This is a genomic window from Erythrobacter sp. Dej080120_24 (assembly GCF_036322605.1).
Lineage (GTDB): Bacteria > Pseudomonadota > Alphaproteobacteria > Sphingomonadales > Sphingomonadaceae > Erythrobacter > Erythrobacter aurantius.
Window position 1 is genome coordinate 3,339,330 of record NZ_AP027262.1, and the last position, 23,109, is coordinate 3,362,438.

24 protein-coding genes and 1 tRNA gene are annotated in these 23,109 nt (G+C 62.8%); 17 read left to right on the forward strand and 8 right to left on the reverse strand.

The features are described 5' to 3' along the window. Window positions 1-59 precede the first annotated feature (59 nt). The 3 genes from AABA34_RS16055 (at window position 60) to AABA34_RS16065 (ending at window position 2,129) form a co-directional block, all read left to right on the forward strand. Window positions 60-269 (forward strand): NepR family anti-sigma factor, encoded by a 210-nt coding sequence (locus tag AABA34_RS16055; RefSeq protein WP_338303360.1) that lies wholly within the window; start codon window positions 60-62, stop codon window positions 267-269. Further along, entirely contained in the window at window positions 269-892 is a 624-nt protein-coding gene (locus tag AABA34_RS16060) for a sigma-70 family RNA polymerase sigma factor (RefSeq protein ID WP_338303362.1), read from the forward strand. The genes AABA34_RS16055 and AABA34_RS16060 overlap by 1 nt, the downstream gene beginning before the upstream one ends. A 61-nt stretch (window positions 893-953) precedes the next feature. Then, the gene (locus AABA34_RS16065) at window positions 954-2,129 is read left to right on the forward strand and encodes an AI-2E family transporter (protein WP_338303363.1); all 1,176 of its coding nucleotides are present in this window, start codon (window positions 954-956) and stop codon (window positions 2,127-2,129) included. Here the strand turns inward: AABA34_RS16065 and AABA34_RS16070 are convergent. Continuing rightward, window positions 2,120-3,412, reverse strand: a complete 1,293-nt coding sequence (locus tag AABA34_RS16070) for a dicarboxylate/amino acid:cation symporter (RefSeq protein ID WP_252258790.1) — start codon at window positions 3,410-3,412, stop codon at window positions 2,120-2,122. The genes AABA34_RS16065 and AABA34_RS16070 overlap by 10 nt on opposite strands. 105 nt (window positions 3,413-3,517) lie before the next feature. Between AABA34_RS16070 and glmM the strand changes: the two genes are divergently transcribed. From glmM to thiD, 3 genes are read left to right on the forward strand one after another with little or no spacing between them, the layout of a single operon-like run. Then, window positions 3,518-4,855 carry a phosphoglucosamine mutase gene (gene glmM, locus AABA34_RS16075; protein ID WP_338303364.1) on the forward strand — a complete coding sequence of 446 codons (1,338 nt, stop codon included), beginning with the start codon at window positions 3,518-3,520 and terminating at the stop codon, window positions 4,853-4,855. 13 nt (window positions 4,856-4,868) lie between these two features. Beyond that, entirely contained in the window at window positions 4,869-5,093 is a 225-nt protein-coding gene (locus AABA34_RS16080; protein WP_034955408.1) for a DUF1272 domain-containing protein, read from the forward strand. Then, the gene (gene thiD, locus AABA34_RS16085) at window positions 5,090-5,899 is read left to right on the forward strand and encodes a bifunctional hydroxymethylpyrimidine kinase/phosphomethylpyrimidine kinase (RefSeq protein ID WP_338303365.1); all 810 of its coding nucleotides are present in this window, start codon (window positions 5,090-5,092) and stop codon (window positions 5,897-5,899) included. Before AABA34_RS16080 ends, thiD begins: the two co-directional genes overlap by 4 nt. Here the strand turns inward: thiD and AABA34_RS16090 are convergent. Both AABA34_RS16090 and AABA34_RS16095 read right to left on the reverse strand, forming a co-directional pair. After that, window positions 5,896-6,768: an LOG family protein gene (locus tag AABA34_RS16090; protein ID WP_338303366.1), complete on the reverse strand. Its 873-nt coding sequence runs from the start codon at window positions 6,766-6,768 to the stop codon at window positions 5,896-5,898. The genes thiD and AABA34_RS16090 overlap by 4 nt on opposite strands. Before the next feature lie 59 nt (window positions 6,769-6,827). Beyond that, window positions 6,828-6,901 (reverse strand) — tRNA-Gln (locus tag AABA34_RS16095). Between the two features lie 164 nt (window positions 6,902-7,065). Between AABA34_RS16095 and AABA34_RS16100 the strand changes: the two genes are divergently transcribed. After that, window positions 7,066-8,385: a Ppx/GppA phosphatase family protein gene (locus AABA34_RS16100; RefSeq protein WP_338303367.1), complete on the forward strand. Its 1,320-nt coding sequence runs from the start codon at window positions 7,066-7,068 to the stop codon at window positions 8,383-8,385. Further along, window positions 8,382-9,047 (forward strand): RlmE family RNA methyltransferase, encoded by a 666-nt coding sequence (locus tag AABA34_RS16105; RefSeq protein ID WP_338303368.1) that lies wholly within the window; start codon window positions 8,382-8,384, stop codon window positions 9,045-9,047. The genes AABA34_RS16100 and AABA34_RS16105 overlap by 4 nt, the downstream gene beginning before the upstream one ends. 18 nt (window positions 9,048-9,065) lie before the next feature. On the opposite strand, the gene AABA34_RS16110 is transcribed toward AABA34_RS16105, so the two are convergent. Further along, window positions 9,066-9,740, reverse strand: coding sequence for a c-type cytochrome (locus AABA34_RS16110; protein WP_051700121.1), 675 nt, complete (start codon window positions 9,738-9,740; stop codon window positions 9,066-9,068). 132 nt (window positions 9,741-9,872) lie between these two features. Here AABA34_RS16110 and AABA34_RS16115 point away from each other — a divergent pair, with 132 nt between their 5' ends. From AABA34_RS16115 to bla, 8 genes are all read left to right on the forward strand, one after another. After that, on the forward strand, window positions 9,873-10,766 hold the full coding sequence (locus AABA34_RS16115; RefSeq protein WP_034955415.1) for a prephenate dehydratase: 894 nt from the start codon (window positions 9,873-9,875) through the stop codon (window positions 10,764-10,766). 72 nt (window positions 10,767-10,838) lie between these two features. Then, complete coding sequence (locus AABA34_RS16120; protein WP_338303369.1) at window positions 10,839-11,564, forward strand: hypothetical protein; 726 nt, start codon at window positions 10,839-10,841, stop codon at window positions 11,562-11,564. Further along, the gene (locus AABA34_RS16125) at window positions 11,561-12,859 is read left to right on the forward strand and encodes a DUF4350 domain-containing protein (protein ID WP_338303370.1); all 1,299 of its coding nucleotides are present in this window, start codon (window positions 11,561-11,563) and stop codon (window positions 12,857-12,859) included. The genes AABA34_RS16120 and AABA34_RS16125 overlap by 4 nt, the downstream gene beginning before the upstream one ends. 47 nt (window positions 12,860-12,906) lie before the next feature. Continuing rightward, complete coding sequence (locus tag AABA34_RS16130; RefSeq protein ID WP_338304757.1) at window positions 12,907-13,863, forward strand: AAA family ATPase; 957 nt, start codon at window positions 12,907-12,909, stop codon at window positions 13,861-13,863. Between the two features lie 30 nt (window positions 13,864-13,893). Continuing rightward, window positions 13,894-15,225, forward strand: coding sequence for a DUF58 domain-containing protein (locus tag AABA34_RS16135; RefSeq protein ID WP_338303371.1), 1,332 nt, complete (start codon window positions 13,894-13,896; stop codon window positions 15,223-15,225). Further along, window positions 15,222-16,301, forward strand: a complete 1,080-nt coding sequence (locus AABA34_RS16140; RefSeq protein WP_338303372.1) for a stage II sporulation protein M — start codon at window positions 15,222-15,224, stop codon at window positions 16,299-16,301. Before AABA34_RS16135 ends, AABA34_RS16140 begins: the two co-directional genes overlap by 4 nt. Then, entirely contained in the window at window positions 16,298-17,227 is a 930-nt protein-coding gene (locus tag AABA34_RS16145) for an RDD family protein (RefSeq protein WP_338303373.1), read from the forward strand. Before AABA34_RS16140 ends, AABA34_RS16145 begins: the two co-directional genes overlap by 4 nt. Next, a complete protein-coding gene (gene bla, locus AABA34_RS16150; protein WP_338303374.1) occupies window positions 17,224-18,168 on the forward strand; it encodes a class A beta-lactamase in 945 nt (314 codons plus the stop codon). The genes AABA34_RS16145 and bla overlap by 4 nt, the downstream gene beginning before the upstream one ends. Here the strand turns inward: bla and AABA34_RS16155 are convergent, their stop codons facing one another. Then, window positions 18,169-19,329 (reverse strand): isoaspartyl peptidase/L-asparaginase family protein, encoded by a 1,161-nt coding sequence (locus tag AABA34_RS16155; protein WP_445083744.1) that lies wholly within the window; start codon window positions 19,327-19,329, stop codon window positions 18,169-18,171. It abuts the gene before it with no gap. 61 nt (window positions 19,330-19,390) lie between these two features. Here AABA34_RS16155 and AABA34_RS16160 point away from each other — a divergent pair, with 61 nt between their 5' ends. Beyond that, window positions 19,391-20,338 (forward strand): SDR family NAD(P)-dependent oxidoreductase, encoded by a 948-nt coding sequence (locus AABA34_RS16160; protein WP_338303376.1) that lies wholly within the window; start codon window positions 19,391-19,393, stop codon window positions 20,336-20,338. Here the strand turns inward: AABA34_RS16160 and AABA34_RS16165 are convergent. The 3 genes from AABA34_RS16165 to bufB are packed head-to-tail and all read right to left on the reverse strand — an operon-like array spanning window position 20,335 to window position 22,976. Next, on the reverse strand, window positions 20,335-21,273 hold the full coding sequence (locus AABA34_RS16165) for an alpha/beta hydrolase fold domain-containing protein (RefSeq protein ID WP_034955428.1): 939 nt from the start codon (window positions 21,271-21,273) through the stop codon (window positions 20,335-20,337). The two genes, AABA34_RS16160 and AABA34_RS16165, sit on opposite strands and share 4 nt — an antisense overlap. 60 nt (window positions 21,274-21,333) lie before the next feature. Continuing rightward, a complete protein-coding gene (locus AABA34_RS16170) occupies window positions 21,334-22,122 on the reverse strand; it encodes an HvfC/BufC N-terminal domain-containing protein (protein WP_338303377.1) in 789 nt (262 codons plus the stop codon). Continuing rightward, window positions 22,119-22,976, reverse strand: coding sequence for an MNIO family bufferin maturase (gene bufB, locus AABA34_RS16175; protein ID WP_252258833.1), 858 nt, complete (start codon window positions 22,974-22,976; stop codon window positions 22,119-22,121). Before bufB ends, AABA34_RS16170 begins: the two co-directional genes overlap by 4 nt. Between the last annotated feature and the right edge of the window lie 133 nt (window positions 22,977-23,109).

Here is a 23,109-nt window from a genome sequence, read left to right on the forward strand (position 1 = left end):
GCATAGTTTGCTCAAACGGCTTATGATCGCGTGACGATTGGGATGGGAAACTTCTGCGCATGGCAGCCAATGGCAAACCCGATGACGACGGCGACCGGCATGACAAGCCGAAGAACGCTGCGCATTCGCCTGCGTGGGCAGACGGGCTGAAACAGCTTTACGACACAGTCGTCGACGAACCGATCCCAAATTCGTTCAAGGATCTCCTCGCTCAACTTGACGCATCCGATGGCGAATGCGGCGCGTCGGGAAGCGGGGGCGAGGCCTGATGGGACAAGCCGAAAACCAGCCAAAGCGCACTCCGGATCAGAAGGCTGATTTCAGGCGCGAACTCGAAGAGGTCATTCCCCATCTGCGCGCCTTTGCGCGCGGCTTGTGTGGCAGGCCCGACATGGCTGATGATCTGGTGCAGGAAACCATGCTCAAGGCATGGGCTGCCCAAGACCGGTTTGAACCAGGCACCTCGATGCGGGCGTGGACCTTTGTCATCCTGCGCAACGCCTATCTCACCGATATGCGCCGCAACCGTTTTCGCGGCGAATATGACGAAGGGGTCGCGGAACGCATCCTGACGGCTCCCGCCGGACAGGAAGAACCTATCCACCTTTCCGACATGCACCGCGCCCTTTTGACCTTGCCGCCGGAACGCAGAGAGGCGCTGCTGCTCGTGGGGGCAGGCGGGTTTTCCTATGAGGAAGCGGCGGAAATCTGCGGCTGCGCGATCGGCACGATCAAGAGCCGGGTGGGACGGGCCCGGGCCACGCTCAACACCATGCTGGCCGAAGGCACCATTCCGCAGCGTTCCGTCGATGACGACATCGCTCACAGCGCTATTCTCGAAGAGTTGGACGATGTTGCCGCGGGCAGAGGCGTAGCGACTGCCAAGAGCTAGAACACTTGGCGAAGCCGCTCAGGCTTGCGATAAAGGCGCAAACCGTGAGTGACACCCTGCCATGAACAGCGAAGCGCCAGAAGAACAGCCACGCAGCGACAGCGCCCGCCAACGCAATCAGCGCAGGCTGATTCTGGCGGAGCAGGAATTGCGGCTGATGTCGGCGCTGGTGCTGTTGATCGGCCTCGGACTGTTCCTTGCTCTCCCGTTTGTTCTGTCGATCGGGTCGGTGGTTTTCCTGCCGCTGGTCACCGCGATCCTGTTGACCATCCTGCTTTCTCCTCTGGCCGATCGGCTGGCGCAGCTGGGCCTGCCCAATGTCCTTGCCTCGCTTGGCGCGCTGACGGTCTTTCTCGGCATTCTGCTTCTGGCGCTCGCCCTGATCCTGCAACCTGCGCTGGACCTGTTTGACGAAATCCCGGCCATTGCAGCCACTGTCGGCCAGCGATTTGCCGATCTGCGAGAGGAATTCGCGTGGCTCGCCATGGCGAATGAGGAAATGGCCAAGCTGATGGGCGACAGCGGCACTGTCGAAGTGGTGCTGGCAACCCCGAGCCTGCTGGAAGAAATCGCCTATTCCACCCCCAGCGTGGTGGTGGAGGTGCTGATCATGTTCCTGATGGCGTTCTTCATGATCGAGGCGCGTGTGCGGATGCGGCGGCACCTGTTGTTCGATCGCGCCAGCTTCGGCTCCAGCGTGAAGGCAGCGCGCGCCATGCGCGAGGTTCAGGACAAGGTCGCCGCATACATCATCACCGTCGGCTTCATAAACGCAGGGGTCGGAGTGGTCGTTGCGCTGGGTGCTTGGGCACTGGGGGTCGATGCCCCGATCATGTGGGGCGGGCTTGCCGCGATCCTCAATTTCATTCCCTATGTCGGGCCGCTGGCGATGACGGCGCTGCTGGCGCTGTTCGGGCTTGGCACGGCAGAGACGGTATGGCTCGGTCTGATCCCGGCCATCGCCTATATCGCGCTTCATACGGTAGAGGCGAATGTAATCACCCCATCGATCCTGGGCGCGCGCTTCACCATGAGCCCGGTAATGATCCTGATCGCGCTGTCCTATTTCACCTGGATATGGGGTGTGCCGGGCGCGCTGCTATCGGTGCCGATCCTGCTGACGCTGACAGCGCTGTTCGATCATATCGGGCGGCCCAATCTGGTCGGTTTCATATTCGGCGAACCCTTGTTCAAGGGCGAGGTGCTAGAACGCGGCGTGAGCGACGCTCAGGCCTGATCCCGGCTGCGATCCACCGCGCTGGCGACTGCCACGTTCATCGTCACATTGCCAAGAGTGCGCATGATGTCGGGCAGCATTTCCACCGCCACCAGCAACACCAATGGCTCGATCGGCACGCCCATCGCCAAGGCAATCGGCCCGATCGAGACGACAAAGCTGATCGATCCGGGAAGCGACACCGATCCGATGCTGATCACCACCGCCACGGCGATCCCCACCAGCATCAGCGCAAACGGCACCTCGATCCCGGCCAGTGCCGCGACATAAAGCGCGACCGCAAGGTTCATTGCCACGCTGGTCGCGCGGAAGATTGCGACGGCCAGTGGCAGCACAAATTCCGAAGTGCTCGCACGCAGGCCCAGTCGCGACGCGCTGTCCAGCATGGCCGGGAGGCTGGCAAGTGAGCTTTGGGTCGACACCGCCACCGCCTGTGCGGGCAGGATCGCGCGCGCGAACTTTGCTAGGCTGACCCGGCCAAGCACCACCGCAACTGCATAGGCGAGCAGGAAGATGAAGCCCCCCATTGCCGACACCACGAGGATGTAGTGGCCCAGAACGGCAAAAGCGCTTCCTCCGCTGCGCAGCCCCACCCCGAATGCGAGCGCGGCCACGCCAATCGGCGCGATCCACAACACCCAGCCGATGATCAGCAGCATGGCATTGGCAATGGCATGGAAAAAACCGAGCAGGCTTTCGCCCTGACGTTCGGGCAAGCGGGTGATCGCAATCGCAAACAGTGCGAAGAAAATCGTCAGCGGCAGCATGTTGGTTTCCGCCGCAGCCGCGATGATATTGGGCGCGATCAAGGATTTCAGAAAATCGAGGATGCCCGGCACTTCCTGCCCTTCCCCCGCGCTTTCAGCGATGAAACCCGCCGCATCTGCAGGGATCTGGAACACGTCGAGCAGCCAGGGCAGGGTTACGGCAGTGAACAATCCCCCGGTGATTGCCACCCCGATCACCAGCAGCAGGAAACGCCGTGCGGCCCGCCCGGCACTGGCAGCTTCGACCATTTGTGAAAGGCCCAGCACCAGCAAGGCCGCTACCAGCGGAATGATGGTCATCTGCAAAGCGCGCAGCCACAAGGTCCCGATCAAGGCGATCGAATCCTGCAACCACATAGCCAGATCAGCCGATGAAAGGACGACGCCTGCACCAAGTCCGAGCACCAGCGCGGCGAAGGTCGCGACGACAGGCAGACGGATCGTGACCAGTTCAAACCGGCTTTCGATCGACCCGGAGCTTGCGCCAGGAGCGGCTTCTGAAGATGGATTGTCCAACAATTCGGTTCCCTTTGGGCGCTCTCACCCTTCCCTTCCGGCGATAACCGCGTCAGAAGCGCCTGACAAATGGTCGCAGACAATCATGGGGTTTGAATAGCAGGCATGGCACGCAAATTCTTCGGCACGGATGGAATCAGGGGTCGCACCAATGCCGGGGTGATAACCGCCGAAACCGCGATGCGCGTAGGCCAGGCGGCGGGTAATTATTTCGTGCGCGGTGGCCACCGTCACCGGGTGGTGATCGGCAAGGACACGCGGCTTTCCGGCTACATGATGGAAAGCGCGCTGGTGGCAGGCTTCACCAGCGTCGGCATGGACGTGATCATGACAGGGCCGCTGCCCACGCCTGCAATCGCGCTGCTGACCCGTGAAATGCGCGCCGACCTCGGCGTGATGATTTCGGCCAGCCACAACCTGTATGCAGACAACGGTATCAAGCTGTTCGGCCCGGACGGGTTCAAGCTTTCGGACGAGGCCGAAGCCGAAATCGAGGCTTTGCTCGATCAGAAACCGCAGCTTGCCATGCCTGAAGGGATCGGCCGCGCCCGCCGGATCGAGGATGCGCGCGGGCGTTACATCCATGCGATCAAGCAATCGGTGTCGAGCGAAGTCAGCTTCGACGGGCTGAAGGTGGTGGTCGATTGCGCCAATGGGGCAGCCTATCAGGTTGCGCCCTCCGCCATCTGGGAGCTTGGCGCGGAGGTCATAACGCTCGGTGTCGAGCCGAATGGCACCAATATCAACGACGGGGTCGGCTCCACCGCGATCGAGGCACTGCAGGCCAAGGTGGTGGCCGAAGGTGCGGATATCGGGATCGCGCTCGATGGCGATGCCGACCGGCTGATCGTGGTCGATGAAAAAGGCAAGAAGGTCGATGGCGACCAGATCATGGCGCTGATCGCGGGCCGCATGCTGGAAAAGGGCGCGCTGAAGGGCGGCGGCGTGGTCGCCACGGTCATGTCCAACCTCGGGCTTGAACGGCACCTCGCCAGCAAGGGACTGACGCTGGAGCGCACCAAGGTCGGCGATCGCTATGTGCTCGAACGGATGAAGGAAGGCGGCTTCAACGTCGGCGGCGAACAGTCGGGTCACATGATCCTGCTTGATCACGCGACCACCGGGGACGGATCGGTGGCTGCTCTGCGAGTGCTGGCCAGCCTCGTGCGTTCGGGGCGTCCGGCAAGCGAAATCCTGCACCAGTTCGACCCCGTGCCGCAATTGCTCAAGAATGTCCGCTACGAAGGTGGCGCTCCGCTGGACGATGCCACGGTGCGCGCGGTGATCGCCGATGCCGAAGGCGAGCTTGAGGGCAAAGGGCGGTTGGTCATCCGTCCTTCGGGCACCGAACCGGTAATCCGTGTCATGGCAGAAGGTGACGATGCGGCGCAGGTGGAACAAGTGGTCGACCGTATCTGCGACGCCGTGCGCAGCGCGACCTGAAAGGACTGACGCCATGCTTGAAATGCGCCCCGATTGCGAACGCTGCGGCACCGATCTTCCTGCTCAAGCGCCCGGTGCGTTCATCTGCTCTTTCGAGTGTACCTATTGCGCCGAATGCGCCGAGGAACTCGACGATGCTTGCCCCAATTGCGGTGGCGAATTGATGGACAGGCCGACCCGCGCAGCAAGTCTGCACGCCAAATTCCCGCCGAGCACGGAGCGGAAGTTCAAGGGATGACCAAACCTCCCCCGCGCATCCTCTCTATCGCCGGATCGGATTCATCGGGCGGCGCTGGAATTCAGGCCGACATCAAGACGATAGCCATGCTGGGTGGCTATGCGATGACGGCGATCACCACCGTCACAGCGCAAAACACCGTCGGCGTTCAGGCCATCGCGCCGATGTCCGGCGAAGTCGTGGCGCAACAGATCGCCTCGTGCATCGAGGATATCGGGGTCGATGCGATCAAGATCGGGATGCTGCACGATGCCGACATCATCACCCATGTCGCCGATGCGCTGACAGGGGTGAAAGCCCCGATCGTGCTTGACCCGGTGATGATCGCAACCAGCGGCGCGGCTCTGATCGATCCGCAAGCGATTGCGATCATGCGCGAGCGACTGTTCCCGCTTGCGACACTGGTCACCCCCAACCTGCCCGAGCTTGCGCACCTGCTCGAACGCAACCTGACCGATTCATCGCAAATGGCTCAGGCGGCGGAGGAACTCGCGCATATGACCGGCGCGGCGGTGCTGGCCAAAGGCGGCCACACCAGCGACGCGCGGATCATCGACATCCTGTATCAGCCGGGTGAGGATGCCCGTGCGGTGCAGTTCGATCACCACCGGATCGATACCCCGCACACCCATGGCACAGGTTGCACCCTTTCAGCCGCGATTGCGACCCTGCTGGGCCACGGTCAGCCGCTTGAACACGCCGTGCGCCTAGGCCGGAACTTCGTGCGCGCTGCAATCGAGAACGCCCCCGGCTTTGGCGCCGGCAACGGGCCGCTCGGCCACCACGCGGTGCGGCGTCTGGATTAGCACTCCAATTGGTAGAAATCCGCGATGTGGCACCATGCCTCTTCGGCGGTTTCGCACCACTGGAACAGGTCGAGATCCGATTTCGCAATCGTGCCTTCTTCGGCAATGGCTTCGAAATCGACCACGCGGGTCCAGAAATCCTCGCCGAACAGCAGGATCGGGATCGGTTTCATCTTGCCGGTCTGGATCAGGGTCAACAGTTCGAAGAATTCGTCAAATGTGCCGAAGCCGCCGGGGAACACCGCCACGGCCCGCGCGCGCAGCAGAAAATGCATCTTGCGCAGGGCAAAGTAATGGAAATTGAGCGAAAGGTAAGGCGTCACATAGCCATTGGGCGCCTGCTCATGCGGCAGCACAATATTGAGGCCGATAGATTCGCCCCCTGCATCGCTGGCACCGCGGTTGCCCGCCTCCATGATCGAAGGACCACCCCCGGTGGTGACGACGAACTGGCGCTTGCCGTTTTCGATGATCGCCTTTTCTGAAACCAGCCGGGCAAGCTTGTAGGCTTCGTGATAATACTTCGCCTTCGCCGCGAGATTGGCTGCGACTTTCTGTTCGTATTCGCTGCCGTCCTTGGCCGCGTCGATCTTGGCCTGCGCCTGCTCGGGCGACGGGATGCGGGCGGAGCCGTACATCACCATGGTCGAACCCACGCGCGCCTCGTCGAGCAGCATTTCAGGCTTCAGCAATTCCAATTGGAAACGGACCGGGCGCAATTCGTCGCGCAGCAGGAATTCGGTATCGCGGAACGCCAGCTTGTAGGCTGGATGCATCGTTTGCGGGGTGCGTTCGGGGGATTCGTCGGCGAACCGGCTTTCTTCACCGGCGCGGTAGAACTTGCGGTCTGTAAGGTCTTTTTCTGTCATGCATCGGCAAGTAGGCGCGCAGCAAGTCGCGGGCAAGACAACAGTTGTCAGGAAAAAGCTGGATGCCCCGTGAGGATTCGAACCTCAATTGACGGAGTCAGAGTCCGTAGTCTTACCATTAGACGACGGGGCATTACCGCGCGCAGAATCAGACTGCTCTGCCGTGCGAGACGCGCCTGTTAGGTTCGCAAGACTGCGCGGTCAAGGCCGACTTGCTTGCTCTTGCCCTGCACCGCTGTTAGATTTGGCTTCAGGTGCTGGCGCTCCATTCGCGTCAGTGAGAAGAAAGAATGATTTATGGCGGATACGCTTCCGCCGGACGAGAACAGGAGAGCTGGTAAAAACAGGGGCGACAGGTCCGGCAAAGTAGCCGATTTTCGCTACAAGCGCTCCCACCAGCCAGGCCAGAGGCCGAACGAGAGGTCCAATGCCAAACGCGCCCCGAAAGCGCGCAAAGGCGATGGCAACGAAGCACCCAAAACGCGCGGACAGCGCGGAACTGGCTCGCGTCGCCAGGCCTTGCGTGAAGTAGGGGGCCGACCGGCCGCAGGTGCGCCTCAAATGCGCGGAGAAGCATACGCCGCGCTGGATCTCGGAACGAACAATTGCCGCCTGCTGATCGCGCGGCCTTCAGGTCGCGACTTTACCGTAATCGACGCCTTCAGCCGCGTGGTAAAACTGGGCGAAGGGCTTGCAACCAGCGGCCGGCTTTCGGACGAGGCGATGGACCGGGCGCTGGGCGCCCTGTCCATCTGCGCGGACAAGCTGCGCCGCCGCAATGTCCGCCTTGCCCGATCGGTGGCGACAGAGGCATGCCGCAGGGCCGAAAACGGAGCGGAATTCATCGAGCGGGTGCGCCGCGAAACCGGCATCGTGCTCGACATCATCAGCGCTGAGGAGGAGGCCCGGCTGGCCGTTCTGGGCTGCCACATTTTGCTCGAACAGGGTGAAGGCCCGGCTGTAATCTTCGACATCGGCGGCGGCTCGACCGAGCTCGTACTGCTTGAACCGGGCGGGCGCATCCCGCGCATCATCGACTGGCAAAGCGTGCCCTGGGGCGTGGTATCCCTGACCGATACCGTGGGCCGGGGAGAGGACAGTCGTGCTGCACGGCTGGATCGCTACGCCCGGATGCGACAACTGGTTTCGGACAGTTTCGCCCCCTTTGCGCAGCGGATTGCCGAAGCCGCACAGTGCGACGACATTCGCCTGCTGGGCACCAGCGGTACAGTCACCACTCTGGCGAGCCTTCACCTTGAATTGCCGCATTATGATCGCAAGGCGGTGGATGGTTTGATCGTACCGTCCCATGCCATGCGCACCATCAGCAGCGATTTGTCGTCAATGTCGCCGGAGGAGCGCAGCGAATTGCCATGCATCGGGCAGGATCGCGCCGATCTGGTGGTGGCAGGTTGCGCCATTCTCGAATCGATACTCGACCTCTGGCCGGCGGAGCGACTGGGGGTTGCTGATCGTGGCATTCGCGAAGGAATCTTGCGCAGCCTGATGGCCGCCGAACGCCAGAGCGAGCGCAGCCTGCGCGCGCTCAACGAAATGCGGGCGAGCAAACCGCGCAGGCCAAACGGGCACAAGACTAACGGGCAGGGGTCCAAATGACACGTTCAGGCCGCAACCCGGAACGGCGGGTCAAGACCGCCAAGAAGCGCACCGAAAGCTCGACCCGCTGGCTGCAACGCCAGCTCAACGACCCCTATGTCCGGCAGGCCAAGGCCGACGGGTACCGCAGCCGCGCCGCTTACAAGCTGATCGAACTGGATGATCGGTTTCGCCTGATTCGCGGGGCGAAACGTGTGGTCGACCTTGGCATTGCGCCGGGCGGATGGAGCCAGGTCGTGCGGGCAAAGACGCCCAAATCGCAAGTGGTCGGCATTGATCTGCTGCCGACCGAACCGATCGACGGCGTCACCATCTTCCAGATGGACTTCATGGACGACAAGGCCCCCGCGATGCTTGAAGAAGCGCTGGGCGGCGCGCCCGATCTCGTGCTTTCCGACATGGCGGCAAACACGGTGGGCCACAAACAGACCGACCATTTGCGCACGATGGCGCTTGTCGAAGCTGGGGCTTGGTTCGCGGTGGAAACGCTGGAAAAAGGCGGGGCATTCGTCGCCAAGGTGCTGGCGGGCGGAACCGACACCGAATTGCTGGCGCTGCTGAAAAAGCATTTCACCAGCGTCAAACACGCAAAACCACCGGCAAGCCGCAAGGACTCTTCGGAGTGGTACGTGGTTGCGCAGGGGTTCAAGGGGCGCGACTGAACGCGCCCCGAGATCGGATTATTCGGCTGCTTCTGCCGCCGCTGCTTCTTCCGTAGCCGCTTCGGCTGCGACTTCGCCCTCGGCGGCTTCTTCAGCGACCGGTTCTTCTGCCGGAGTGAACTCAGGCAGGGCAAGGCTGCTGCCGTTCGCGTTCATGTACAGCGCCACGGCGGCCCGGTCTTCGATGCTGGACAGACCGGCAAAGCCCATCTTGGTGCCATCGACGTAACCGCGCGGGTTCTTCAGCCACTCGTTCATTTCGTCCCAGCCCCACTGCCCGCCAAAGCTCGCCATTGCCGAGCTGTAGGCATAGCCGGGGGCGTGGCTACCGATGGCCGCACCCATAACCCCATAGAGGTTCGGGCCGACACCGTTGGCACCGCCCTGATCGATCGAGTGGCAGGCCGAGCACTTGGCGAAGACTTTTTCGCCATCTTCGACGGTCACGGAAGCCAGAGCCTCGGCAAAGGAGATTTCCTTCGCGCCGGAGTCTTCCTCAACCGCGCCTTCGATTACATAGCCCAGTTGTTCGGGGCGTTCCGGATCGTAGCCGTGGAAATACTTGTCCGCGAGGATCGAAAAGCCAAGGCCGAGGCCGGCTGCAAAAAGCACCCAACCCGCTGCGGTGTTGAACAGATCGCCCGAGCCCTGATCCGCGCCCTGCGAAGCTTCATTGTTGGTTTCTTGTGTCATCCCGGCGCTCCCTTAATGCGCCCCCTTGGCCCGTGCAAGGCGAAACGCATCACCATCTGGTGCATCAAACGCAAGAAGCGCCAATAGCCCCACTTGCCGACAACGCAAGGGGGCTCTAGCAGGCTGTCAACCATGCACAGCTTTCCTGGCCCTGCCCTTTCGATAGTCGAAGAACTGCGCACCGCTGCCGCGGCCGATCCGGCGCGTGCCATCGCGTTTCAAGGTTCTCCCGGCGCAAATTCGCACCGCGCCGCAATGGAAGCGCGCCCCGATGCCCTGCCGCTTCCATGCTTCAGTTTCGAAGACGCGCTTGAAGCGGTGAAGGACGGGCGCGCGGGTCAGGCGATCATCCCGATTGAGAATTCGCAGCATGGCCGGGTGGCCGACATCCATTTCCTGCTACCCGAAAGTGGCCTTGCCATTGTCGGCGAATACTTCATGCCGATCCATCACGCGCTGATGGGCCTTGGCGAAGGACCATACGAAGCCGCCTACAGCCACCCTCAGGCTTTGGGTCAGTCGCGATTCTTCCTGCGGGAGCGGGGCATTGTTCCGCTCAGCTATGCCGACACGGCTGGCGCTGCCGCCTTTGTGGCCGAGAAAGGCGACCCGACGGTTGCTGCCATCGCGCCCGCGATCGCGGCGGAACTTTACGGCTTGGATATCGTCGAGCGCAATGTCGAAGACAGCGACGACAACATGACGCGTTTCGTGATCCTCGCGGACAAGCCGACCTTCATCAATGTCGACGCCGGAAAACCAGCCATCACCACCTTCGTCTTCGAAGTGAAGAACATTCCGGCGGCGCTTTACAAGGCGCTGGGCGGGTTCGCCACCAACGGCGTCAACATGACCAAGCTGGAAAGCTACCAGCAAGGCACCAGCTTTTCCGCCACCCGCTTCTACGCCGACATCATCGGCATCCCCGGCGATCCGGCAGTCGATCGTGCGTTGGAGGAATGTGCGTTTCATTCCAAGGAATTGCGAGTGCTGGGCACCTACGAACAGGGCCGCAAGCGCGGTTAACCCCAAAGCACCAGCGAAAAGACGCCAAAGCCTGTTGCACCGCCGGTGTGGCCATGCCACCAGTGCGCTTGCATGACCAACGCTGTGCAGACCATTCCGGCAGAACAGGGCGCACCTGCCGCAATTCCTGTCGCCAGCAGCCCTCCTGCCAATGCAGTGGGCGCGCCCGATGGCTGGCAGGAACTGCGCGGCGATCCCGACATCCAGTTTGAAGAGATCACCCTCGTCCCGCCAGACCCGCCCGAGCCCGGATGGCTGGCAGAGATGCTGGGTGCCGTGCTTGATTTTCTCGCTTCGATGCTTGCCCCGGTTGGTCAGGCGCTCGGCCTTTCCTGGCCGGTGCTGCAATGGGTCTTGCTCGCTTTGCTGGCAGCGTTCGTCCTGTATCTGTTGGCGCGCACATTCGGCCCGCTGGCTCAACGCGCCAAAGCTGCACGCCGGGCGCGGAGCGAGCCGGAATGGGCGCCAGACCGCGAAGAATCGCTTGCCCTGCTCGAAGATGCGGACCGTTTGGCCGACGAAGGCCGGTTTGACGAGGCAACCCATCTGTTGCTGATCCGCAGTGTCGGGCAGATCGCGCGGGCACGGCCCGACTGGGTCGAACCTTCGAGCACCGCGCGCGAACTTGCCGCCCTGCCCGCGCTTTCAGAAAAGGCGCGCGGGGCCTTTGCCACGATTGCCGAGCGGGTCGAACGCAGCCTGTTCGCGCTTACCGCTCTCGACCGCACCGATTGGGAAGCGGCCCGCAATGCTTATGCCGATTTCGCGCTCAGCCGGATCGAAGGAGGCAAGGCATGAGCACCGGCATTCAGCGGGCACGCGGCGCATCGCCATTCAGCAGGGGTGGTTTCCTGGCGGTGCTGGTGGTGGGCTTCATCGCATTTCTGGCCATGCTCTATTTCATCGCCGCGGGCGACACCGGTGAACCTGACAGCGGCGGCGAAGCGCATGCCGCGGCTGACGGGATCAACGGCTATTCAGGGCTGGCAAGGCTGCTCAAGGCGAATGGGTACACCGTCGAAACTTCCCGCAGCCGCGCCGGGCTCGAGACGACCGACCTGCTGATCCTCACCCCTCCTGCATTCACAGACCCTGAGGAATTCGCTGAAATCCTGAATAATCGCGAGTATCTCGGCCCGACTCTGGTGATCCTGCCAAAATGGCAGGCGATCAAACCCCGCGATGATGTGATCGAGGCAGACGAGGAACGGATGCAGGACGATTGGGTCAGCCTGATCGACGCAAGCGCGCAGGACTGGACCAGCGAGCTGCCGCCCCCCTTCAAGCTTACCCATGAAATCGAGAAACTCGAAGACGATGCGGCAACATCATGGGGCGGGCTGGAATTGTCGGGCGAGCTTCCGACCAGAACAATCAGCTATGCCGAATCCGGCGCAGGCCTTGAGCCTTTGATCGTTGATGCCGGTGGCCATGCGCTGGCGGTTCAGGTCGTCGGTGAAGAAGGCAGCGAATACTACGAAAACGCGCATTGGGTCATGTTCGTGGCGGAACCGGACCTCATGAACAATTACGGGCTTGCCGATCCGACCCGGGCCGCCGCCGCGCTCGCATTGGTGCGGGAGGCTGGATATGGCGATACCGATGCGATCACGATCGACCTGACGCTCAACGGCTATGGCGGTTCGGTCAACCTCTTGACCCTCGCCTTCCAGCCGCCATTCCTTGCCGCAACGCTGTGCCTGATCCTCGCCCTGCTGATCGTGGGCTGGCGCGCTTTCTTGCGGTTCGGGCCGACGGCGGCCCCTGCGCAGGAAATAGCTTTCGGCAAGCGCCGGCTGGTCAGCAATGGGGCCGGGCTGATCGTGCGAGCGCGGCGGATGCGGCTGCTGGGCGAACCCTATATCGCGCTGATCGAGCGCAAGCTGGCCCATGCGCTCGGCCTTGCCCGGGCGGATGAGGAAACGCTCGACGCCGCCGTCTCTCGCCGATTGCCCGGTGAAGAAAGCTTTTCCAGCCGCGCCGCACGGCTGCGAGAGGCGGAACGCCCGGTCGACATACTGCGCGCCGCGCAGGCCCTTTACGAGCTTTTGCACAAGACATCTGGCCATTCAGAAAGAGAAGCATCCCGATGAGCACAGAAATGGACACACCGCAGCAACAATCCCCGCAAGCCGGCGCGATGACGCTGCAACAGGTGCGCGATCTCGCACAGGCCATCCGCGCGGAAGTGGCAAAAGCGATTGTCGGGCAGGACGCCATGGTTGATCACCTGCTGGTCGCCCTGATCAGTCAGGGTCACGTCCTGCTCGAAGGGCCTCCGGGGACGGCCAAGACGTTCCTTGCGCAGGCATTCTCCACCGCGCTCGGCCTTGATTACGGGCGCATCCAGTTCACGCCCGATCTGCTGCCGGGCGATATCCTTGGCTCCAACCTATTCAATTTCCAGACCAGCCAATTCACGCTGACGCGCGGGCCGATCTTCTGCGAATTGCTGTTGGCGGACGAAATCAACCGCACACCGCCCAAGACACAGGCCGCGCTGCTCGAAGCGATGCAGGAACGGCGCGTGACGCTGGACGGGGAAACCCACCAGTTGCCGCCCCGCTTCATGGTGGTCGCAACCCAGAACCCGATCGAAAACCAGGGCGTCTATCCGCTGCCCGAAGCCCAGCTTGACCGGTTCCTGTTCAAGCTGCTGGTTCCCTATCCCGACGAAGCGGAAGAAGCGCGGATCGTTGCCACCTATGGTTCGCGCTCAGGCCCGCAAAAGCCGGCCGATCTGGGGGTCACCCCTGTGTCCAATGCGCAAATGCTGGCCACCGCCAGTGCCGCGCTGGATCATGTCACCGTGGCCGACGAGATCACCCGATATGTCGTGCGGTTGGTGCGGGCGACGCGGGAGCATTCCGAACTCGCTGTCGGCGCATCGCCACGCGCCGCTGTGATGCTCGCCAATGCCGCCCGCGCGCGGGCCGCGCTCGAAGGCCGCGCCTATGTCATTCCCGACGACGTGAAGGCGCTTGCAGTATCGGTGCTGCGTCACCGTCTCACACTCAGCCCTGCCGCCGAAATCGAGGGTCGCGATGTGGAGGCTCTGGTGGCCGAACTGATCGACGCGACCCAGGCGCCCCGATGATCGGCAGGATGGTGATCGACGACTAATAGCATGGCATTCTCCCTGCCCCTTGTCCCGACCAAGCTCGCCGCGTGGCTGATAGCCGCCTTCGCGCCGCTGGCTTTGGTGATCGGCGCCGTTTCGCCGGAGCTATGGATCATCGCGCCGGTTGCCGCAGTGGCTCTAATTGCGTTGGTGGTGATCGACGGGTTGATGGCAGGGGGAGTGCGCGAATGGCAGGTCGTCGCACCTGCCGATACCGAAGTCGGCCAGCCGTGCGCGCTCGATGTCCATGCGCGCTTTGCAGGGCGCATGGTCGGCAGGCCAAGGGCGGCGCTGGAATTCGATCCCCGGCTGGGCGAAGCGGGCAAGGCCGTGCTGGGACTGTTGCCAGATGCCGACACCGCAACCCACAGCGGTACCACCGAAGTAAGGCCGGAACGGCGCGGAACGGGCGACATCAGCCGCGCATGGCTGCGCTGGTCAGGACCACTGGGTCTTGGCGCGCGGCAATCGGTCAAAACGCTTGATACTCAGGTGCGCATCTGGCCCGATCTTTCACCGGTTCGCTCGCGCGAGTTGCAGACCTTTCTGCGCAACGCCCAGACCGGGCTGATCGCGCGGCGTATTCGCGGCGAAGGCACCCAGTTCGAGGCTTTGTCGGAATACGAACCGGGCATGGACCGGCGGCGGATCGACTGGAAGGCCAGCGCGCGGCACAACCACCTTTATGCCCGTGAAAACGAAAGCGAGCGCAACAACCAGATCGTCTTCGCCTTCGATTGCGGACAGGCGATGTGCGAACCGGTAGACGGCCTGCCGCGCATCGACCGGGCGGTGTCGGCCGCGCTCACCTGTTCCTATGTCGCCCTGAAAGGGGGCGACAAGGTTTCGCTCTTCGGCTTTGCCCAAAGGCCGCAGGTGATGACGCCGTTTGTGGCGGATTCGCGGGCGTTCCACCGTTTGCAAAGCGCGGCGGCGGGCCTCGACTACGAACCGGTCGAACCCAATTTCACCCTTGCGCTGGCAACGCTCACTTCAAAACTCAAACGCCGTTCTCTCATCGTGCTGTTTTCCGATTTCACCGATCCTACGGCGGCGGAAATGATGATCGAAAGCATCGGGCGACTGGTGAACAAGCATCTGGTGCTGTTCGTCACCATTGCCGACAGCGAGCTTGAAAGTTTCATCGAAGAGGAACCGGGCGATGTTGCGACGCTTGCCCGCTCGGTGACGGCGGACACCCTGCTGCACCAGCGCCAGATCGTGTTGCAGCGGCTCCGTCGCATGGGCGTCGACGTGATCGAAGCGCCCTATCGCCAGATCGGGTATCGTCTGATCGACAAGTATTTCCTGATCAAGAACAGCGAGGCAATCGGATGAAGGCGCCGATGCTGGGATCGTGGTTTGGCCGCCAAGAAATGGCCGCACCCGCCGATATCGAGAGCGCGGCGCTGCGTTCCGACCGTTTCCGGCTGGAACGCGAAGGCGACTGGCGGCGGCTCGAAGACATTATCGCCCGCATGGAAAAGGGCGGGCTCAAGCGGATCGACGATGACGATCTGCTGGCGCTGCCGACGCTGTACCGCACCGCTGCATCCAGCCTATCGGTCGCGCGTGAAACTTCGCTTGATCTCGCCACGCTGTCCTATCTCGAAAGTCTCATCCAGCGTGCGTGGTTTCAAGTCTATGGCCCGCGCAAGGGTTTCTTTGCCTGGCTGCGCGAGTTTCTGTTTGGCGGATGGAGCCGCGCGGTGCGCGAAATCTGGCTCGACATCTGCATCGCGCTGTTCGTGATGGTGGCGGGCGCGGTGGTTGGCTGGCTGCTCGTGGTGCAGGATCAGGACTGGTATTATCGCCTTGTCCCCGCCCAGATGGCCGGGGGGCGGGTGCCGGGTGCCAGCCGGGAAGAATTGCTTTCCACCTTGCAGGTTGAGGAAAGCACGGGCGGCCTGTCCGCTTTCGCCGCCTATCTGTTCAGCAACAATGCGGGCGTTTGCATCCTCGCCTTTGCGCTCGGATTTGCGTTCGGCATTCCGTCGCTGATGCTGCTCATCCACAACATGGCTTTGCTGGGCGCGGCGCTTTGGCTGTTCAACGAAGCCGGACTGCTGGTCGAATTCTCGGCCTGGCTGAGCGTGCATGGCACCACCGAACTGTTCGGCATCCTGCTGGCGGGTGCCGCCGGCCTGCATATCGGGCGGTCGATGGCGTTTCCGGGCGACCGTTCGGTGCTCGAAGCCGCCTCCACCAGCGGCAGGCGGAGCGCGGTGGTGATGGTGGGCGTGGTGATCATGATGATCGTTGCCGCCTTGCTGGAAGCCTTCCCGCGCCAGCTGGTCGCCGCATCGGAAAGCCGTTTTGCAATCGGCGGGGCGTTCCTGACGTTCTGGCTCGCCTATTTCTTCCTCTACAAGCCGCGCAGGCTTGATCATGACACTGCGGAGGAAGCCGCATGAGCAGCGCCGCCCTCGCGAAAGCCGACAAGCGCGCGCGGGTACTGGTCACGCCCGAGGGCATCGCCGTGCCGGTCAAGGTGGCCTCGCGCGCATCGCGGTTTGGCGCGCTGGCACTCGACTTCATGTTCCTCAACATTGCGCTGGTCCTGTTCCAGATCTTGCTCAGCCTGACTATCGGCGGCGCTGTCGAGGATCTGGCCGATGCGGCCGACCAGTCGATTTCCGGGGCTGCTGAATTCCTCGTCGTGATCCGGATCCTGTTCGTCTTCATTGCGTGGTACGGGTATTTTCTGGTGCAAGAACTGGGCCCGCGCGGCGCCACGCTGGGCAAGCGCGCGGTCGGTATCCGCATCGCCGCGCGCGGCGGGGGCAGGCTGACCCCCGAAGCGGTGATCGCCCGCAATCTGCTGCGCGATATCGAGATATTCTATCCGCTGATCTTCATCATCGTCACGCTGATCACCAGCGCCGCCGGGATCGACGGCGGCAGCATGATCTGGGCGGCCTTGCTGTGGTTCCTTGTGTTCGCGCTGTTCCCGTTCTTCAACAAGGACGCGATGCGCGCAGGCGACGTGATCGCCGGCACTTGGGTGATCGACGCGCCCCGCACCAAGCTGGCCGAAGCGCTGTCCACCCAAGGCGCCGCTGCCGATGCGACCAGCGAAACCACCGGGGTACGCTATGACTTCGGTGAAGAAGAGCTGTCGGTTTATGGCGAGCATGAATTGCAGACGCTCGAGCGGTTGCTGCGCGAAGCCCGGCCCGAGGCATTGGCCGCAGTCCACGCCACCATCTGCCGCAAGATCGGATGGGATCCGGGCGCAGGCGACGAACGCGCTTTTCTCGAAGCCTTTTATGCGCAATTGCGTGCCAAGCTCGAAGGCGACATGCGCTTCGGCAAACGCAAGGCGGACAAGCATTCATGACGATTTCACGGCGCGGATTTGTGGCGGGATCGCTGATCGCGGGGGCCATGCTCCCCGGCTGTTCGCTGCGCCTGCCCGAAGTGACACCGCCCGAAACAGGGCCAGGCAACCGCTATGCCGCAATGCTGCGCCAGATCGAAGGCGAAGCGAACGGGACGCTGGGCGTGGAACTGATCAATCTTGCCACGGGCCGGTCCCTCGGGATCAACCGCGATCGGCGGTTCGGGCATGCCTCATCCTTCAAGTTTTCGCTCGCAGCCAAGGTGTTGCAGCGCCACGCCAGCGGAGAGGATGATGCGGATCGCCTCGTAACGTGGAGCGAAGCCGATTTGCTGGCCTACGCACCCTTCACCCGCGAAAGGATCGGCACCGGGGCCACTTTACGCGAATTGGCGCGGGCGACGCAGGTGACTTCGGACAACACCGCCGCCAACCTCCTGCTGCGCGAAATCGGCGGCCCGCCGGCGCTCACCGGCTTCTGGCGCTCGATTGGCGATGAAGTGAGCAGGGTGGACCGATGGGAACCGGAGATGAACATCGTCCCGCCGAGCGAATATCGTGACACCACCACCCCGGCCGCCATGGCGCGCACAGTCGCGAAGATCGTCTATGGCGATGTGCTGCCGCAGGCTGAGCGGTCCGATCTGAAAGGCTGGATGGTCGAGACCAACACGGGGTTGCGCCGCGTGCGCGCGGGGCTGCCCGAAGGCTGGGTGGCGGGCGACAAGACCGGCACAAGCGGGCTGATCGGCACCGATGGCAATTACATCGACATCGGGTTCGCAGAAGGCCCTGACGGGCTGCCGCCGATCATATTCGCCTGCTATCTGAGGGCGCGGCAGGCGGATGACGATATGCAGACCCGCGCCGAGACTGCACTGGCGCGGGTTGGCGAGGTGATTGTGCGGTTTGCCCGAGATAAATCCGGGCTGATCGACTGATCAATGATCGGGCGTATTGCCCGAACCCGCGCCGTCCTCTCCACCGAAAATCGCGACTTCGTTCATCCCGTCGCTGTTGGCGCGGCCGCGATACATGCCGGTGGTGTTGAAGCTGTAAAGAGCGTGGCCCTCGGGCGTGACGAGGATAATGCCGCCATCACCGCCAAGCTCGGCAACTTCGGCCATGACGTCATCGGCAGCCCTCTGAGCCCGCCGAGCATGCCAGATCTGGCGAGATGTCTCACCATCTCCAGTAACCATTTCGCGAAGTTCACCAGTCAGACCATCTTCAGGGATTGGTGTGACAACGGACGCCTGACCTGCAATCCGCAACCTTGTGCAAATCTCCTGCGCCACGCCGACGCGGATGAAATATTCACCCCATCCTGTCGCCGAGACCGCGCAAGAGCGGTTGTCCGCATAGGTGCCCGCGCCGATCACCGGTGCATCGCCAATGCGGCCCCAACGCTTACCCGTCATACCTCCGGTCGACGTACCCGCCCCGAGGTTGCCGTGCTGGTCCAGGGCGACCGCGCCCACCGTGCCGAACTTGTGATCGACATAGAGCGCAGACAGTTCCCGCGCCTTCATCCGTTCGAGCGCCTGCCGCCGGACCTCTGTCGCGAACCATTCGGGCGGGGTGACTTCAAACCCGCGTTCGGTCGCAAACTGCTCCGCGCCCTCCCCCATCAGGAAGACATGCGGGCTGTCGGTGCGCACCATGTCGGCGAGCAGGATCGGGTTCCTTACTGTGGTAACGCCTGTCACCGCCCCGGCGCTGCGATCGCGTCCGTCCATGATCGAGGCGTCGAGTTCGTTGCGCCCTTCCCATGTGAACACCGCGCCGCGCCCGGCATTGAACAGCGGCGAATCCTCCATCGGGATGATCGCCGCCTTCACCGCGTCCATCGCGCTGCCGCCATCGGCCAGCACCTTCGCCCCGGCGTCCAGGGCCTGCTGCAAGGCTGCCTCATACTCCGCGCGCCGTTCCGGCGTCATGTTGTCCGGGCTGAGCGTGCCGGCCCCGCCGTGGATCGCGATCGACCATTTGGGAGCTTCGTCCATCGGGGCATCCTCATGCGCCTCGGCATGGGCCGGGGAAAGGGTCGGAAGAAGTGCGAAAAGGCCCGCGGTGATCGCGGCAAGGACAGCGTTTTTCATGGGTTGCATGGCTAACCCAAAGCGCGGCATTACACCAGCACTTGAAACGGGAGAGAACACCATGAGCGCTTTTGGCAAAACCAGCACCACCGATGATGTGCTGGCGGGCATTGATCTGAGCGGCAAGACGGTGTTCGTCACCGGCGGCAATTCCGGGCTGGGCCAGGAAACGGGCCGGGCGATGGCCGCAAAAGGCGCTCACGTCATTCTGGCAGGCCGTGACCAGGCGAAGCTGGATGCGGCGGTGGCCGCGATCAAGGCGGAGCAGCCCGATGCGAAGCTGGAAACGATCATCTGCGATCTCGGTTCGCTCGACAGCGTGCGGGCCTGCGGGGCCGAGGCGAATGAGCGGTTCAAGAAAATCGACCTGCTGATCAACAATGCAGGCGTGATGGCCTGCCCGCTGGGCCACACCGCCGACGGGTTCGAAATGCAGTTCGGCACCAATCACCTTGGACATTTCGTGCTGACCAAACATCTCATGCCGCTGGTCGAGGCGGGGCAGGACAAGCGGATCGTGAACCTGTCGAGCCGCGCGCATCATATGGCGCCGCTCAATCTCGAAGATCCCAACTTCGAAAACCGCGATTACAACGAATGGGCGAGCTACGGTCAGGCCAAGACGGCCAATGTTCTGTTCAGCGTCGGACTGGAGGATCGCTTCGCTTCGAAAGGCATCAACGCCTATGCCGTGCATCCGGGCGGCATCCAGACCAATCTGGGCCGACACATGACCGAAGAGCAGTCGGCAGCCCTGATCGCCAGGGTCAGCACCAGCGATCCGGACTTCGCGTGGAAGACCATCCCGCAAGGCGCCGCGACGCAATGCTGGGCTGCCACCGCGCCCGAGCTTGAAGGCAAGGGCGGTGTCTATTGCGAGGATTGCCACGTCGCCGAATTGGACGACGAAAGCAGCAGCGGCGGCGTGCGCAGCTATGCGCTGGACAAAGGCACTGCCGACGCGCTTTGGGCTCTGAGCGAGCAGCTGACGGGCGAAACCTTCGCCTAGGCGGAAAGGAATTCCCTCAGCAACGCCAGCGTGTCTTTCGATTCCCGCGTCGGCACGATCGCCATGAAGACGTGCGGCGCGGCTTCGTATTCGTAGAGCTTTGCATCCACCCCTGCATCGCGAAGCTTGCCGGTAAAGGTGCGGGAGTCGATGATGAAAAGGTCATGCCTGCCGGTCCAGATGCGCGTCGGCGGCAACAGCGCGAGATCTTCCTTCGCGGTGTAGAGCGGGCTGCATTCGGCGCTCGCCGGATCACGGTCGCCTGCGAACATCTCTCCGCAAGCGCGCAATGTGCCGATCTTCAGCATCAGGTCGTGCGGCTCGACCGCGGCGATCGCCGGATCGGCCATGGTGACATCAAGCCATGGCGCGAACAGCGCCAGCTTGCCCGGTTGCGGCCCGCCAGCCTTTGCCAGCCGCAGTGCGAGGCTGAGCGCCATGTGCCCGCCCGCGCTATCGCCGTTGAGGACGATCTTTGCCGGATCGTGACTTTCCGCCAGCTTGGCAAAGGCAGCATCGGCAACGGCATCCTGCACCTGATACGAATGTTCCGGCACCACCTCGTACATCGGCAGGGTGACGCTGACGCCGCAATGCTCGACCATCGCGGCGGCAAGCGGCCAATGCTCCTTGAACATCGGCAGCACGAACCCGCCACCGTGAAAATAGAGCATGTGCCATTCGCCCGGCCCGCTTTTCGGGTGCAGTGTAATGACCTTCTGCCCGGCAGCTTCCCACTGCTCGACATTGAATTTGGCGGCAAAGCTCGCGGGCATCGGCGCGTCGCTTGGCACGCTGCGCTGTTTCATGTGCTCACGGAATTCCGGCGCCGTGTGCGGAAACACCGGTTTGCGGGTGCTCATCAGCCATTTCACGAGCCGCATCAGCAGGCTTGGCTTCGCGCTGCGCAATTCGATCGAGGTGTCGGTCAGCATCGTGTCTCTCTCCTTGACGCGGAAACTGGACGAGCCAGCCATCAAGTCAAGGCCGCAGCGTCAGGGATTGATCGCGACCACGATCCCTTCGTTGAGCCAGCGGCCCAATATCGCCCCGGCGCGCATGGCTGCATTTCGGATTGCCTCTTCGGAAGGGTCCGGATCGTCACCGATCAGCATTCCGATCAACTCACCATAGCTTGCTCCGCTCTGTATCGCGGCAAAGGCGGCTGCGTGATCGGCTTCAACGAGGGTGAATGTCGGCCGTTCTCCTTCGCGCCAGACGAGGCAGCATTGCGATTGGGACAAGCCTAAATCGGGGTGCTCACCGCCGCTACCCAGAGCGCGCCACAGCGCCTCCAGATCATGATCGACCAGCCGCGTCCTGGCCCGCGGTTGCAAGGCCAGCCGCATTTCGCCCCAGTCTTCATCGCCGAAATCCGCGACAGCAAGCGCAAAGTCCTGCGGCGTAAAAGGCTCGCAATCGGGCGCGGTCGCCAGTTCCAGCATCGCCCATTCCAGCCAGACGAGTTCGGCGACCTCGGGCCTGTCCGCAAACAGGGCCGCGCAGGTCCGGTCAAAGCCCTGCCCCGCCTCGTCGATCGTCCAGCCCGCAGGCGGATTGGCGATTGCATGGTTGATCGCGGCCTGGGCGAAGGCCCGTTCGCCGACATGAAGCGCCGTGCGCTCAAACGTTTCGGCCAGCGCGCCCATGATCGCCGAACGGTAATTGCCGCGATAGACCGCCAGCCCTGCAACCTGGGAATTGCCCCAACCTGCGGGCAGGGGCGCTTCATCGTCGAGCAGCGCGCACAGGAACGCGCCTTGTCGCTCCGCCAGCGAAGTCATGCCGCCACCAGAGCGCTGCCGGCAATGTCGCGCGCACGATCAAGCTCGGCCAGCAATTCGGGTAAGGGTGGAATGTTCTCGTCCCGCTCGATCATGGTGGCGACCGGCTGCGGCAACATCGCCATCGCCTGCGCGTAAAGATCCCACACCGGATCGATCACCGGGCGATCATGCGTGTCGATGATGATATCGCGCTCCGCCGTCGCCGGATCATGGCCCGCCAGGTGAATTTGCCGCACCCGGTCAAGCGGCAGGCCCGCGAGATAATCCCTTGCCGAAAACCCGTGGTTCTGCGCCGAGACATAGATGTTGTTCACATCCAGCAGCAGATAACACCCCGTTCGCCGTGCCATTTCGGAAAGGAATTCCCACTCGGCCATCTCGTCTTCGGGGAAGGTCAGATAGCTCGACGGGTTTTCGAACAGCATCGCCCGGCCCAGCGCCTCTTGCGCATGGTCGATATTGGCGCACACCGTATCCAGCGCCTCGCGCGTCAGGGGCAACGGCAAAAGATCGTGCGAATTGTGCGCGCTGGTGCGCGTCCAGCACAGGTGATCGGACACCCACAGCGGCTCGATCCGCTGCTCCAGCCGTTTCAGCTTCGCGAGATAATCGTGATCAAGCCCGCCCGCCGATCCGATCGACATCGACACGCCGTGGATGATCACCGGCAGTTTTTCGCGCACCTGCTCCAGAATGCGCAGCTGCCGCCCGCCTTCGATCATGTAGTTTTCGCTGATCACCTCGACGAAATCGACCGGCACATCGCCCTGCAGAAAATCGTCGTAATGCGTCCGCCTCAGCCCGAGGCCAAAACCGCCAAACGGAGCAATCGGATCGGATGGGGCAGGCATGACGGCTCCATAGCAGAATTTATCAAGAGACTCGCATGTGTGTTCGTCCGCCAGCGCACGCGGTTACAGACAGGCGAAATACAAATTTCCGACACCCCGACTGTAACCGCCTGCCGAACCGGCGCGAAATACC